Annotated in this window: 13 protein-coding genes; 9 read left to right on the forward strand and 4 right to left on the reverse strand. The window is 33.2% G+C overall.

What is annotated here, in order from left to right:
• The first annotated feature begins 230 nt into the window (after window positions 1-230).
• From sodA to MHI39_RS09610, 4 genes are all read left to right on the forward strand, one after another.
• Window positions 231-839, forward strand: a complete 609-nt coding sequence (sodA, locus tag MHI39_RS09595) for a superoxide dismutase SodA (RefSeq protein WP_212943292.1) — start codon at window positions 231-233, stop codon at window positions 837-839.
• A 188-nt stretch (window positions 840-1027) separates the two neighbouring features.
• The gene (locus tag MHI39_RS09600) at window positions 1028-2245 is read left to right on the forward strand and encodes an MFS transporter (protein ID WP_342541169.1); all 1218 of its coding nucleotides are present in this window, start codon (window positions 1028-1030) and stop codon (window positions 2243-2245) included.
• Window positions 2246-2370: 125 nt separating this feature from the next.
• A complete protein-coding gene (locus MHI39_RS09605) occupies window positions 2371-4548 on the forward strand; it encodes a penicillin-binding protein 2 (RefSeq protein ID WP_342541170.1) in 2178 nt (725 codons plus the stop codon).
• A 124-nt stretch (window positions 4549-4672) separates the two neighbouring features.
• Complete coding sequence (locus tag MHI39_RS09610) at window positions 4673-6865, forward strand: penicillin-binding protein 2 (protein WP_342541171.1); 2193 nt, start codon at window positions 4673-4675, stop codon at window positions 6863-6865.
• A gap of 738 nt (window positions 6866-7603) precedes the next feature.
• On the opposite strand, the gene MHI39_RS09615 is transcribed toward MHI39_RS09610, so the two are convergent.
• Window positions 7604-7828, reverse strand: coding sequence for a hypothetical protein (locus MHI39_RS09615; protein ID WP_342541172.1), 225 nt, complete (start codon window positions 7826-7828; stop codon window positions 7604-7606).
• 698 nt (window positions 7829-8526) lie between these two features.
• Here MHI39_RS09615 and MHI39_RS09620 point away from each other — a divergent pair.
• Window positions 8527-9875, forward strand: a protein-coding gene (locus tag MHI39_RS09620) for an IS3 family transposase (RefSeq protein WP_342539361.1) whose coding sequence is annotated in 2 segments (ribosomal slippage) — window positions 8527-8983 and window positions 8983-9875 — 1350 coding nt in all. Because the reading frame shifts where the segments join, the coding sequence is not laid out codon by codon here.
• Between the two features lie 93 nt (window positions 9876-9968).
• Here the strand turns inward: MHI39_RS09620 and MHI39_RS09625 are convergent.
• Complete coding sequence (locus MHI39_RS09625; RefSeq protein WP_342541173.1) at window positions 9969-10505, reverse strand: hypothetical protein; 537 nt, start codon at window positions 10503-10505, stop codon at window positions 9969-9971.
• A 19-nt stretch (window positions 10506-10524) separates the two neighbouring features.
• Window positions 10525-10884 carry a hypothetical protein gene (locus MHI39_RS09630; protein ID WP_058002174.1) on the reverse strand — a complete coding sequence of 120 codons (360 nt, stop codon included), beginning with the start codon at window positions 10882-10884 and terminating at the stop codon, window positions 10525-10527.
• A gap of 224 nt (window positions 10885-11108) precedes the next feature.
• On the opposite strand from MHI39_RS09630, the gene rpmG reads away from it, so the two are divergent.
• The 4 genes from rpmG to MHI39_RS09650 all read left to right on the forward strand — a co-directional run bounded on the left by rpmG (window position 11109) and on the right by MHI39_RS09650 (window position 13819).
• Window positions 11109-11258, forward strand: a complete 150-nt coding sequence (gene rpmG, locus MHI39_RS09635) for a 50S ribosomal protein L33 (protein ID WP_058002175.1) — start codon at window positions 11109-11111, stop codon at window positions 11256-11258.
• Between the two features lie 73 nt (window positions 11259-11331).
• Window positions 11332-11895: a 5-formyltetrahydrofolate cyclo-ligase gene (locus MHI39_RS09640; protein ID WP_342541174.1), complete on the forward strand. Its 564-nt coding sequence runs from the start codon at window positions 11332-11334 to the stop codon at window positions 11893-11895.
• 80 nt (window positions 11896-11975) lie between these two features.
• On the forward strand, window positions 11976-12152 hold the full coding sequence (locus MHI39_RS09645; RefSeq protein WP_158022210.1) for a hypothetical protein: 177 nt from the start codon (window positions 11976-11978) through the stop codon (window positions 12150-12152).
• Between the two features lie 155 nt (window positions 12153-12307).
• A complete protein-coding gene (locus MHI39_RS09650) occupies window positions 12308-13819 on the forward strand; it encodes a rhomboid family intramembrane serine protease (protein WP_342541175.1) in 1512 nt (503 codons plus the stop codon).
• On the opposite strand, the gene MHI39_RS09655 is transcribed toward MHI39_RS09650, so the two are convergent.
• Window positions 13816-14697 carry a hypothetical protein gene (locus tag MHI39_RS09655; RefSeq protein WP_280615877.1) on the reverse strand — a complete coding sequence of 294 codons (882 nt, stop codon included), beginning with the start codon at window positions 14695-14697 and terminating at the stop codon, window positions 13816-13818. The genes MHI39_RS09650 and MHI39_RS09655 overlap by 4 nt on opposite strands.
• Window positions 14698-14780: the final 83 nt, after the last annotated feature.

Here is a 14780-nt window from a genome sequence, read left to right on the forward strand (position 1 = left end):
CTTCCTTCATTTATACACTATTCTAGATTTGTACAACTATTTATCATTTTAGATTTTTTTTTACTAAATGTCATTTCAAATTGTGAATTATTAAGGAAGTTTCTATGTCAGGGAAATTTTTTCTAAAAAAATAGGCAATATATTTGCCCAACACCTACTAACTTTGGTAATCTTAAGTTGAAATTAATGAATCATTTGATTCAATCACTTTACATAGGGAGGAATTTACCATGGCATTTGAATTACCACAATTACCTTATGCATATGACGCTCTTGAGCCACATATTGATAAGGAAACTATGAATATTCATCACACAAAACATCATAACACATATGTTACAAACTTAAACGCTGCGCTTGAAGGAAATGATGAACTTCTAAACAAATCAGTAGAAGAAGTAATCGCAAACCTAGATGCAGTTCCTGAAGCTAAACGTACAGCTGTACGTAATAATGGTGGCGGACATGCAAACCACTCATTATTCTGGAAGCTTTTATCTCCAAATGGTGGAGGAGAACCAACTGGTGAGTTGGCTGAAGCGATTAATAAAAAATTCGGCAGCCTTGACAAATTTAAAGAAGAATTTGCAACAGCAGCTGCTGGACGTTTTGGTTCAGGCTGGGCTTGGTTAGTTGTAAATAATGGTGAATTAGAAGTAACAAGTACGCCAAACCAAGACAACCCAATTATGGAAGGTAAAACACCAATTTTAGGCTTGGATGTATGGGAACATGCTTATTACTTAAATTATCAAAATCGCCGTCCTGATTACATTAAAGCATTTTGGAATGTAGTAAATTGGGATGAAGTAGCTAAATTATATTCAGCTGCAAAGTAATAAAATAACTAAAGCACCGGTTTTCCGGTGCTTTTATTATTTTATCTAAAAAAGATTGTTCAACCACTTTTTGTTGATTAACAAAGAAATTGTGAAAAATAATAAAGTTAAAAAAGTGCCTTCGTAAAAATATGTATAATGTCCCCCCTTTTTCAAAAGCTATAAAGGATGAAAAAGGGGAGTTTTTTATGATATTTCGAAAATGGTTAGGTGAAGTTGAATTAACAAAAGATCTTTCTTTATTGTTATTTATTGGTGGTATATATTCACTCAGTGTGGCACTTTCAAATACTTTTGTAAACATTTACTTATGGAAACAATCAGGTGAATTTATTGATTTAGCAGTTTATAATTTATCAGTTGTTATTTTTCAACCTCTTACATTTATTCTTGCTGGGCGGTGGGCGAAAAAAATAGACAGAGTCATCGTACTAAGAATTGGTGTGATTTTTCTGGCCCTTTTTTATATTTCGGTACTGCTTTTTGGTGACCATGCATCAAGATATTTAATCGTTTTAGGAGGTCTGTTAGGAATTGGTTATGGCTTTTATTGGTTAGCCTTTAATGTCCTAACATTTGAAATCACTGAGCCAGAGACAAGAGATTTTTTCAACGGTTTTTTAGGAACTTTGAGCTCTGGAGGAGGCATGATAGGTCCAATATTAGCAGGTTATATCATTTCGAGATTTGTTTCAAATCTTGGTTACACGATTGTGTTTGGTCTATCTCTTACTCTTTTTGCACTAGCTGTAGTTTTGAGCTTCTTTATTAAAAGGCGTCCTGCTCATGGAAGTTATTTATTAGCTCGTGTTTTGAGTCAAAGAAAAAATGATGAGAATTGGCGGCTAATTACCACTGCTCATTTTTTTCAAGGCCTACGAGATGGAACATTCGCTTTCATCATATCCGTTTTTGTTTTTGTGTCAACAGGAAGCGAATTCGCTTTAGGAACTTTTGGATTAATAAATTCAGGAATTTCCTTTATTGCCTATTCAATTGTTCCGAAATTTATTAAAAATAAGTTTCGAAAAAAAGCGATTCTATTAGGAGGAATTCTTTTATATGGAGCAATTTATATTATTGTATTTGATTTCAGTTACGTTAGACTATTGATTTATGCAGCTGTTATTGCCATCGCCTATCCGATCGTTCTAGTCCCATACATTTCGATGACATATGATGTAATAGGGAAAGGCTGGAAGGCGGCAGAAGCGAGAATTGAATATATCGTTGTGCGAGAACTCTTTTTAAATCTCGGTAGAATTGTCTCCATCCTAGCATTTATTGGAGCTATAACATTTTTTAATCAAGATAAAAGCATACCATTTCTATTGATGATTTTAGGTGCAGGATACTTATGTGTGTTTTATTTTTTAAGAAGAGTAAAATTTCAATCTATGACTTAGATTAAAAAGATGTCCCATGATTTATGGTGACATCTTTTTTGTTTAGATATTTCTAAATTTTAATACTATTTCACCGTTTTTTCTTTTACAATATAAGAAAGGGATTAAGAGAAAGTGGTGAAAAAATGAGTAAGAAAAAAAGAGTTTATATTCCTATTAGAATGAATATCCTTTTTTTTATTGTTTTTCTATTATTTTCTTTGTTGATCTTTCGTTTAGGTATTGTTCAAATTGTTTATGGGGACACATACAAAAATGAGATTAAGAAAACACAAGATGTAATCATTTCGATACCAGTCCCTCGGGGTCAGATTATTGATCGAAATGGATATTTGATCGTTGGGAATCAACCTCTTAATGCCATCACTTATACTAGACCACAATCAATTGAAACCGAACAAATACTAGAAATTGCTAAAAAATTGGCTAGGATGATCAATAAAAAGTCTGAAGAAGATATAAAAGCCATAACGGAGAGGGATCGAAAAGACTTCTGGATTTTAAAACATCCTAAAGAGGCACAAGCAAAGGTTTCACCTTTAGATGAAGCAATGTTAAAGAAGAAAAAACTCGATAAAAACGAATATGATAAGGAAATATATCAATTAATTCTTAAAAGAATTACCAAAAAGGAAATCCAGTCTTTCACTGAAAAAGAGCTGGAAGTGCTTGCTATATATCGAGAAATGATGAGTGGTTACCCATTATCGCCACAAATTATTAAAAATAAAAATGTAACGAAAGAAGAAATGGCTATCATTGCGGAGAATTTAGATGTACTTCCCGGTGTCAATACGATGACAGATTGGGATCGTTATAATACTTATAAACAAGAAAATGGATATGCACCACTCGCATCAGTACTAGGAAAAATAACAACCTCTAAAGAGGGGTTACCTCGTGAATTAGCAAACTATTATGAAGCCATTGGCTATAGTCGCAATGATCGTGTCGGTAAAAGCTATTTAGAATATCAATATGAAGAGATATTGAGAGGACAAAAAGAAAAAATTAATAATGTAACGAATAAACAAGGAAATGTGATTGAATCAAATGTCCTACGGGAAGGAAAAAGAGGGAATGATCTTGTTCTTTCAGTAGATATGGAGCTTCAGCAAAAAGTAGAGGAAATTATTTCTCGAGAAATTATGAAACATAAGACCGCAAGTCAACCATACTTAGATCGGGCTTTTGTGACTGTTATGAATCCTAATACGGGTGAAATACTAGCTTTGGGTGGGAAGTTATTGGAGGCAGATAAGACAGGTAATAACCAAATGGTTGATTTTGCATTAGGAAATATGATCACATCTTATTCGATGGGTTCCACTGTCAAGGCTGCTACGGTGTTAACCGGTTATCAAACAGGTGCAATTGCTCCTAACACCTATCTGGAGGATCGCCCTTTATACTTTAAAGATACGAAGAAAAAAAGTTCATGGAATACGAGTGGATTTGGTCAAATAAATGATCTTTACGCATTAAAAAGATCGTCAAATGTCTATATGTTTTTAACAGCGATGAAAATAGGGGGACAACAAACCTACATCCCGAATGGACCTCTTTATATTGATAAAGTAGAAGCATTAAAAAAGTTCCGTCATAATTTTGCGCAATTTGGGTTAGGTGTCAAAACGGGAATTGATTTGCCTGGAGAACAGATTGGCTACGGAGGAGCAATACCTGATGAACCAGGGAAGGTATTAGACTTTGCCATTGGACAATATGATACCTATACACCTCTCCAGCTTGTACAATACATTTCTACTATTGCTAATGGAGGGTATCGGATTCAGCCACATCTTGCTAAGGAAATTCGTGAACCAGGGGAGCATATGAGTGAATTGGGTCCAATTATACAGGAAATTAGTCCGAAGATATTAAATAAACTAGACATGAAAACAGAATGGATTGAACGTGTACAGCAAGGACTAATTTCTGTCGTTAATGAACCATTAGGAACAGGTTATGGAATGATTAAAAATAAGCAATTTAAAATTGCCGGGAAAACAGGTACAGCACAAGCACAATATGACGGACCAAAAGCAGGTCATCCGATGCTTTGGAACCTGACGTTTGCTGGTTATGCACCCTATGATAATCCTGAGGTGGCCATTTCTGTTGTCGTTCCGTGGTCTGTTACAGATAAGAATTTTTCACCTAATCTTGTTATAGCAGATGAAGTATTTAAAGCCTATTTTGACCTAAAGAAAAATCGTGGTGAAATGGCGAACAGTACTACGATACAAACAATAAAAAAACAAACGGATACAACTAAAAATGAAGAAACCATCGAGGAATAGGTAAGAAAAAAGTTTCATTATTTTTTTACATTTTTCCTTTTATTTCTTCATGATATTTATAGAATTTCTCCCTCTTTTCCTATACAATGTAGAGTGATGTAGAAAAGTGGGAGGGATTTGTCTATTGAAGAAAACGAAAAAGAAAAAAAAGGCGTTTGTCGGCTTAAGAATGAATATTCTTTTTTTTGTTGTCTTTATACTTTTTTCTGTCCTCATTCTTCGCTTAGGAATCGTTCAGATTGTTTATGGTGATGATTATAAACGGGAAATTGATAGAAAAGAGAATGTAACGGTAAATACCTCTGTACCACGTGGTAAAATCTTAGATCGTAATGGTAAATTAGTAGTTGGTAATAAACCGTTAAATGCGATTACATATACTAGGCCACAAAATATAAAGCAAGAGGACATTTTAAAAGTTGCAGAGGATTTAGCAAAACTTATTAAGAAGGATACAGAAGCAGATTTTAAAGCTATTACGGAAAGAGACAAAAAGGATTTTTGGATCTTGAAGCATCCAGAAGAAGCGGATGCTAAAGTGTCAAAAGCTGAAAAAGAAAAATTTAAAAATGATAGTTCGAAAATTTATCAAGAAACTCTTGATCGTATTACAGATAAAGAGATTAACTCTTTTTCAAAAGATGAACTGGAAGTACTAGCGATTTACCGTGAAATGATTGGCGGTTATCCATTATCACCTCAAGTTATTAAGAACAAAAATGTCTCACCAGAGGAATTTGCAGTTGTTAGTGAAAATCTTGATTCTCTTCCAGGGGTTAATACAACTACGGATTGGGATCGATATAATGTATATAAGGACAAAGCTGGTAATGAAACATTAGGTTCTGTGATTGGAAAAGTTTCTAGTTCGAAGGAAGGTCTGCCTAAGGAACTAGTTGATTATTATTTAGCTAGAGACTATAGTCGTAACGATCGAGTTGGTAAAAGTTACATTGAATATCAATACGAAGATGTATTGCAAGGACAAAAAGAAAAATTAAAAAATGTAACGGATAAAGCTGGTAATGTCCTTGATTCCGAAGTTATTAGGCATGGTAAACGCGGAGATGATCTCGTACTCTCTATAGATATCGAGTTCCAAAAAGAAGTAGAAAAAATTATTAAAGAAGAACTTGCAACAGCCAAGAGGAGAGGGGATAGTTATCTTCTTGACCGCGCCTTCGTTACCGCAATGAATCCGAATACAGGTGAAATTCTCGCTTTAGGCGGCAAGCAGTATGTGAAGGATTCGGAAACGGGAGAAACGGAATTAAACGATTTTGCTTTAGGAAATATGATTACATCCTATGCGCCTGGTTCGGTAATCAAGGGAGCAACTATATTAACTGGGTACCAGTCTGGTGCAATTCATCCTAATGAATATTTAAATGACCGACCATTGAATTTTGCGAGTACACCTGTCATGAAATCATGGACTGCATATCCAATGGGAAACATTAATGACCTGACTGCATTAAAAAGATCTTCTAACGTATATATGTTTCTTACTGCTATGAAATTAGGAGGTCAGCAACAATATGTTCCTGAAGGACCTTTACGAATTGATAAAATTCGTGCCATTAATGAGTTTCGCAAAAATTTTGCACAATTTGGTTTAGGGGTTAAGACTGGAATTGACTTACCTGGTGAGCAAGTTGGATATAGTCAGGCGGTTCCTCCTGAAAATGGGAACGTGCTGCACTTTGCAATTGGCCAATTTGATACGTATACCCCATTGCAATTAGCTCAATATGTATCAACAATTGCTAATGGAGGATATCGTGTTGAGCCACATATTGCAAAGGAAATCCGAATGCCTAATGAAAACGCGGATGAACTTGGACCAGTCATTCAAGAAATTGAACCCAAAATCTTAAATAAGGTCGATATGAAAACGAGTTGGATTAATCGTGTAAAAGAAGGATTTTGGAAGGTTGTAAATGAACAAGGTGGTACTGCCTATAATCAAATATCAAAGGAACTAAAGGTAGCAGGAAAGACAGGAACGGCACAAGGTCTGTATGATGGACCACAACGAAAAAATTATCGATTTGAGAACTTGCCAACAACATGGAATTCAACTTTTGTCGGCTATGCTCCATATGATAAACCAGAAATAGCGATTTCGGTCGTTCTTCCATGGTCGTATATTGGCAATAACAAAGACCCGCATACAAACTTAAAAATTGCTAATCGTGTATTTAAAGCTTATTTTGATTTGAAAGAGAAACGTGAAAAAGAGGGATTAACTCAATCAAGTTCTATTCAAAAGGTTGAGAATATCAGTGAAGTGAAAAAACAGGAATCGGATTCGTAGAGGAAAGAAGATTAAAACAATATGGAATTCTAAATTATAAAAAATGAAGGCTAGTGGAGATATGATTTTCTTCACTGGCTTTTTTTTTGACTTTAGTCAGTAAAATTTTGTGACAATTTGAAGAACAAAAATCACCTGTTCTACTATTAAGTAAAGTATTATACGAACAAAAACTCATTTTCATCAAAAAAGAGAGATTGATCAAATCTCTATAAAAGAAAGGAAAGTAGTTAAATGGCAAAAAAATAAGTAAAGGAGAAAAATTATCTACTATAAATACAGATGTAGTATGTTGAGATATTGCAAAGATTTTAAATATCAGGGAGTAGTGATAATGAAGGCTCTACTTGATTGAACAAGTTCATATAGTTAATAAACCATCACCATCTTTTGAGACGATTAAAAAGGAAAAGGTGTACTTATAATTTTTGTGTAAAATGTAATTTTATAGTAAAACTATAGAATGGACTATTCTAGGGGAAGAATTTTAGGAGCACAATTGGTGTAAAAAAAGCAACTTTTAATAAATAATCGGGACCAGGAAAAGCGTGATATTGCACTTAAAAGTTTATAGTTTTTTAATAATGGTAAAAATACCAATGCTCTTTTAGGGGAGAAAAGCAGCAAGTGTAATGAAGCTTAGATGTATTTTTAAAGCCAGCGCCTTCAGACACTGGCCATATTAATAGACAATTTAAATAGTTTCTTCGGTAAGCTTGATTTTATATTATGTTCTATTTATCTCTTATAAATCGTTAAAGGAAGAGATTCTATAAGAGTTGCAGTTGACGACTTTTTACCATCCTTCCATACAAGGGCATAAACTTTGACGTCAGTAGTACTATAAAATTTGCCGGTAAAGTTATTTAAATTAAACAATTTGGTAGGTGTTTGATTGGAAAAGTATCCACTATATCGATCTCTGCTGTAAAAATTGGCATTTCCTTCCTGTTGTGCAATCATATTTTCATACTCTAGCCTTCCGCAGTAACCATTACTTTCTAAATACGAATTAATAGTATCAGCACTAGATGTATAGGCTGTATAATCAGTCCAAACTCTAACTTTACAACCTGAGATTCCAGTGACTGATTGCTATGAAGAAGTTGCAGCTTTAACTTTTAAATCATTGAATGTAAATGAAATACCTAGCAATAATAAAGTTAAAGCAGTAAAACTACGAATAAGTTTTTTCACAATACCATCTCCTTTCATAATTTATAACTAATCATAACAAACTAATATTTAGAAATCATTAATAAATCAAAAAATGATCTGAAAGTCTTAGCTACAATTGAAACTTATGAAGGACTTAAGATTCAAAAATTTCTATTTTAATATAGGATTAATTTGTTAAAATTCCTAATTTTTCGATAATTACTTATTTAAGATTACAAATTATGAAAAAACTAGAATTCAAAATACTCCTTACAATATGCATGGAAAAAGAAATGAAAATTTAAGTGTATAGTAATTACTTTAAGAATGTTTTTTTTAGGAAAACTTGAATGAAAATAAATATAAATAATACAATTCGGTTACACGCTTCTTTGGTTTAAAATATGATTTTTGTTTTTTTTATTAAATAAAAAACCACTACCTCAACTGAACTGCACCCCAATTGTTAGACACAAACTAACAGTTGGAGGTGCAGTTTTTATATGTCTAAATTTAATATAGAGGAAAAAATAGAAGCAGTTATTCGTTATCTACAGGGAACGGAGGGGGTAAAATTTATTGCGAAATCCATAGGGGTACATCATACAGTCTTATTAAATTGGATAAAACAATATGAATATCATGGTGCCGATGCTTTAATAAAACCCTATACATCTTATACAACACAGTTTAAACTAGACGTACTGAATTATATGAGAGAGACAGGGACGTCTATAAGGGAAACTGCTGCAATATTTAACATTGCAACACATAGTACCATTCTAAAATGGCAAAAAGGTTTTGAATTACATGGAATTGACGCCCTGAAACCAACACAAAAGGGGCGCCCACCAATGAAAAAGGAAACGAATAAACCTCAACCAGTAGAAGGGTCTGAAGAAGCATTACGAGCTGAAAATGAACGTTTACGGATGGAGAATGCTTACTTAAAAAAGTTACATGCCTTAATTCAAGAAAAGGAAAAACTACAGAACAGGACAAAGCGCAAATAATTTATGAATTAAGGCAAGAATTTAAAGTGATTGATCTAGTAAAGGTCGCTGGTATTGCGCGTAGTACGTATTACTATTGGGTAAAACAAATGGATCGCCCAGATAAATATAAGGAAGTTAAAGAGTTAATTCAGGAGATTTTTGATGAACATCAGGGACGATATGGATATCGTCGGATCACATTAGAATTACATAACCGAGGCATCAAAATAAATCATAAAACAGTCCGCCGTCTTATGAATGAGATGGGATTAAAGTGTCTTGTGCGTATGAAAAAATATCGTTCCTACCGTGGGCAAGTAGGGAAAATAGCCCCAAATATTTTGGAACGTGATTTTAAAGCATCGAATCCAAACGAAAAGTGGGTAACGGATGTAACAGAATTCCATCTACACGGGGAGAAGCTATATTTGTCCCCCGTTCTAGATTTATTCAACGGAGAAATCATCGCTTATAACATAGAAAAGCGTCCTGTTTATCTACTTGTTTCGAAAATGCTGGACAAAGCTTTTGAGCATTTGAAAGAGGGTGACACCCCTATCCTCCATTCGGATCAAGGTTGGCATTATCAAATGAAGAAGTACCAACATGCTTTAAAGAAACATGAGATTACTCAAAGTATGTCACGTAAGGGGAATTGTTTAGATAACGCAGTCATGGAGAATTTCTTTGGCTTATTAAAGTCTGAATTACTCTATTTAAAAGAATTTGAGAGTATGGAGCATTTTAAAGAAGAATTAGAGAATTACATTCACTACTATAACCACAAACGGATTAAGACAAAATTAAAAGGCATGAGTCCGGTGCAATATCGAACTCATGCCCTAGTAGCTGCCTAAATCCCGTGTCTAACTTTTTGGGTTCAGATCAAACCTCACTTGTTGAGAAGTGGTTTTTAATCTTATTGTAAATTTAAAGTGTGCAAAATATTATTATTTGCCTTTTGTAATAATAACAGCAATTTCTTTATAATCCATTTCATTCGTTACATTAAAGTCACCAAGTTGGATTTTTTCATGATATTTATTTTTAGTTAAATACTCAACAAAATTTCCTTGATGATCAATAATTTTTGCTGCCTTTAGCTTTTCTGCTATTTGGTTAGGAGTCATTCCCTTTTTGATTGTTAATTGATATTTTACAATTGGTTCTTTAGTTGTTTCTTTCTTTGTTGTATCTTTTGTTGTATCTTTTTTCGGTTCTTTTTCAGTTTTATCGGATTTTGTCTTCGACTTATCATCCTTAGGTTTTACTGAGGTTTCCTTACTCTTCGCTGAAAGGGCCTTATACTTTTCTTCCCATTCTGTTTTTTCTTTTTTCATTTGATTAAATTCAGTTTCTTTTACTTGGACATAGCCTTTTTTTACAGCCGCTTCCTTGTCACCAGAATCAAATGGCTTAAAAATAAGGATGAGTATGGCTGAAAGTAAAAGACCTGCAGCGAAGGCTCTCGTTATTTGTTTGCCCATATGTATTTCACCCGCCTTCTTACTGGTTTAAAAAGTTAGCAATCACATTTTTTACTTCTGCTTGAGCTAAAGCGGATTGTTTGGATATTTGCTCAACGCTTAAACCTTGCTTAAATAAAGCAATTACTTGGTTCCTTAATATTTCATTGACAATAGGCTTGTCCGATTTTGATAGCTCTTTTTTCATCAATTGATCATCAACAAGAAGTTCTTCCTCTAAAACTTTGATTCGTTTATTCATTTGATAGGTTTCTTGATATAGATTCATAGAAAGATCGTCCAATTCTTTCTTTACATTTGATGATTGATCCTTTTGGAAAAAGGATACGATAAATAATATAATGGACAAAATGAGCAGCAAAATAATTAATGCACTCATATACTCACCCTTTCAATTTTTTGCTCCTTTTCATTTATAGCATAAACAAACGGTTTCTTCCATAATTATGATGTATTATTATTCTGGAAGGTTCTTCAAGTATCAAAACTTTTTATTCTTCTTGAAAAGGAAATAAAAACGGACTAGCATTTCCATAAGAAAAATGATATTATAGAAAAGTCGTATGAATAGTGATGAATGCAATGAAGTTTGGAGGGAAAGACATGCGTGTAAATATAACTTTAGCTTGCACAGATTGCGGTGAGCGTAACTATATCTCAACAAAAAACAAGCGTAATAATCCGGACCGTATTGAGCTTAAAAAATACTGTCCAAGAGAAAAACGTGTAACTGCACATCGCGAAACAAAGTAAGCAGCTGGGCTATCCCGCTGCTTTTTTTCTTATATTAGGGTTTTTTCTTGAATGGTAAAAGGTGGGAGTGGGGATGATGGAAAAAAGTGAACTTAGAAAAAAGTATAAGAAAAGCTTAGACACATTGAATCGTTGTACATATGAACAAAATTCCTATGTTATCTCGAAACGTTTGAAAGAACTTAAGGAATTTAAAGAAGCAAATACGATTGCGATTACGCTATCCCGTTTTCCTGAAGTTGATACTTGGCAAATTATTCGTCACCTTTGGGATATAGGCAAACAGGTGGCAGTTCCTAAGTGTGTACCTCAAACAAAGGAAATGGTCTTTAAACAGATTACTTCTTTTACTCAGTTAGAAAGTGTTTATTTTGGACTTTATGAACCAATAGATGTAGCGAGTGAAATAAAGAAAACAGACTTAGACTTAATCATTGTCCCAGGCTTAGCCTTTACTAAGCAAGGTTATCGTTTAGGATTCGGTGGTGGATATTATGATCGTTTTTTACTTAAATATGAAGGAAGTAAAATTTCCTTAGCTTTTAGTGAACAAATAAAACAAAATTTACCGATAGAGGACCATGATATACCGGTAGATATCATTATAACGGAAAGTAATAAGATTATTTGTAGATAGTACAAACTTTGGATAAAATGATGTCTTCCTTCACACACTATACTTGATAAACATTGACACTTGATATGGGAGGAATGCTGATGAAAACCTTGTTTAAGTGGTTACTATCAGGAGTTTTTATTTATAGTGTGTTCAAGTATAGATATAAATTATTAAATGTTGTAATGGGTAGCTACTGGCTTAGAAAAATAGCTATTAGAGTGGTAATGAGCATTCCAGGAGTTAAATCCAAATTTATGGAGAGTGCTTTCCGATAAAAAATATATTTAAATCGCAGACAGACAAGCTGTAGACAATGGAGATTCCTTTACAGTTGGTCTGTTTTTTCGTTATAGTTATATAAAATGTTGTTGTTGATTATACATAAATAGAAAAAAACAGTAAAAGAAAAAATAGAGAGTGAGGAGCTTGATTGAGTAGTAGAGAGGATTTTTTATTTTGGAGATTAGCCCATTATTTTATAATAGAAAAAAATTATTCATTATTGCAAATTAGTGAACGGCATGATGAATTATGGCTTGAAAATACTTCAAAAAAAGATGCTCAAGTCATTCGGTTATTGCGCTATGATCTTGATTGGGGAAATAAGCTTCAACGTGATATTCAGCATACTGCTGTAAGAGCAGAAAATGTACGAAAACATCTAATGAAAAGGGAATTAACTGTCTTAAACCTTTATATTAGTGAATACACACCTGTAGATGAGTATGAATCATATATTCGTCATCCGCTTCAGGTGAATAAAAAAACAACTGTTCATAGTGTGATAATTGACAAAGAAGTGAATAGTTTTGGAAGTATCATCAATATTCCATCAGCCATTCAGCTTAAAGATGATTATGATGATCAGGAGATATTAGCTATAAAATCAGCTGCATTAAACAAAGCTGTAGAAAGCTCTCAACAAGAACAACAGTTTTTTAATAATGGGAAGCCGTTTTTTACATATGCTTTTTTAGTTATCCAGATCATTATGTTTATTCTCTTAGAGATAACTGGTGGAAGTACAAATATTGAGAATTTAATCAAATATGGTGCGAAGTATAATCCTGCGATTATGGAAGGAGAATGGTGGAGATTTGTAACACCAATCTTTCTTCATATTGGACTTTCACATGTGATTATGAACTCAATTGCTATTTATTTTCTAGGTACAATTGTTGAAAGAGTTTATGGTAGAATTCGTTTTATTTTGATATATCTTTTTTCAGGATTTGCTGGTGTACTTGCTAGTTTTATTTTTAGTGATCAAATATCGGCAGGAGCGAGTGGTGCAATTTATGGATGTTTTGGTGCATTACTATTTATAGGTGCTACTAATCCTAAAATCTTCTTTAGAACGATGGGGACCAATGTTATTGTTGTCCTAATATTAAATTTGGTTATTAGCTTCACTGTTCCAGTTATTGATCTTTCTGCACATATCGGAGGTCTCCTTGGTGGATTTCTTGCTTCAGCTATTGTGTATTTTCCTAACAAACGGAAAGTGCTGCTTCAGATTGGAGCTTTTCTTCTAACAATGATCATCACTGCCGTTTCATTATATTTTGGCTACCATCATGAAACAGCAACAAGTATAAATAGCTGGGCTCAACATGAAATTCAAAAAGGACAAAACTATGAAAAAGTATATGAACGATTAAGTAATTTTGAAAAGACAGGAAAAGGAGATGCATTAACGTATTTCCAGCTTTCATATACCGAGTTACAGCTTAATAAAACTGAAGATGCTAAAAAGCATTTATTAAAAACAATTCAATTAAAACCTGATTTCCATGAAGCCCACTTTAATTTAGCACTAATCTATTATCAAGATGATAGGAATATTACAAAGGCTAAACAGCATTTAAAAGAGGCAATTCGAATATCAGATGATAAAAAGTATAAAGAATATCTTGAACAACTGAATCAATTAGAAGATTAAATCAGTTGTTTCAAAATTATAGGCTGAAAATCTTTTGTGATAATCAGTACTAAAATTTCCGTTTTGTCTCGATTAAATAATAATAGAGGAATGGTACTTCCATAAGGACTAATGGAAGTACCTTCTTCTGTTTTTATTCCAAACAGGTAATTCTTATATATCCCTTCCCATAACTTCCCGATCATTTCCTCTGATTTTCTCTTAGTAAACCCAGGTAATGGTTTATCTTTATAGGTGGATAATTCAGTCAGTGGGATAACTAAATTATATTGATGACGATTAATATCTAGTTCGTTCATTCCTTTATTCCAAATTGCATTTAATTGATTATCAATATATGGTTTTAATGTATCCTGCCACTCCTTTTCTAATTCTGATTGGGGATGATGAAAAGAGTTAAATGTTTGACTGTATTTTGATTTAATAATATATAGTGAATCCATAGACATTGTTTGAACACTAGTAATGTTGCTATTCTCCTGTATTTCACCATAATGGTAGGAAATTGCTTGGTAGAAAGCTGTGTCATTATCCTTGATCAAATCATTCTGGTTCAGGTTAGCTGAATATTGCTTCCAATTTTTAAGTCCAATGATCGTTGCAAGTTTGCCATTTCGATACAATAATCCTATATCCTGTCTTAAATAAGCTGATCGATCCAATTCTGAGTAGAGATGATAGGTAAGATTATATTTATAAGGACTGATTTTTGAAGTTGTAACATTTAACTGTGATTCCGCTTTAATAAATTGTGCTTCTTTATGGAGCGGAAAGAAAATAATTGTTTCTTTAACTGGTGATAGAGTTACTTTTAATACAAAGATTAGCATTGTTATAAGTAGAATCACCCATCCGATTTTTTGTTTTTTTCGTTTCATTGAATCTCCCCAACCTTTTGCTTGTCCCTTTAATCTACTATACGATCACCATTTTTTATTTATGTTTGTTTAGCTCAAATTTA

The organism is Heyndrickxia sp. FSL K6-6286, from assembly GCF_038630395.1.
In the GTDB taxonomy this organism is placed as follows: Bacteria; Bacillota; Bacilli; order Bacillales; family Bacillaceae_C; genus Heyndrickxia; species Heyndrickxia oleronia.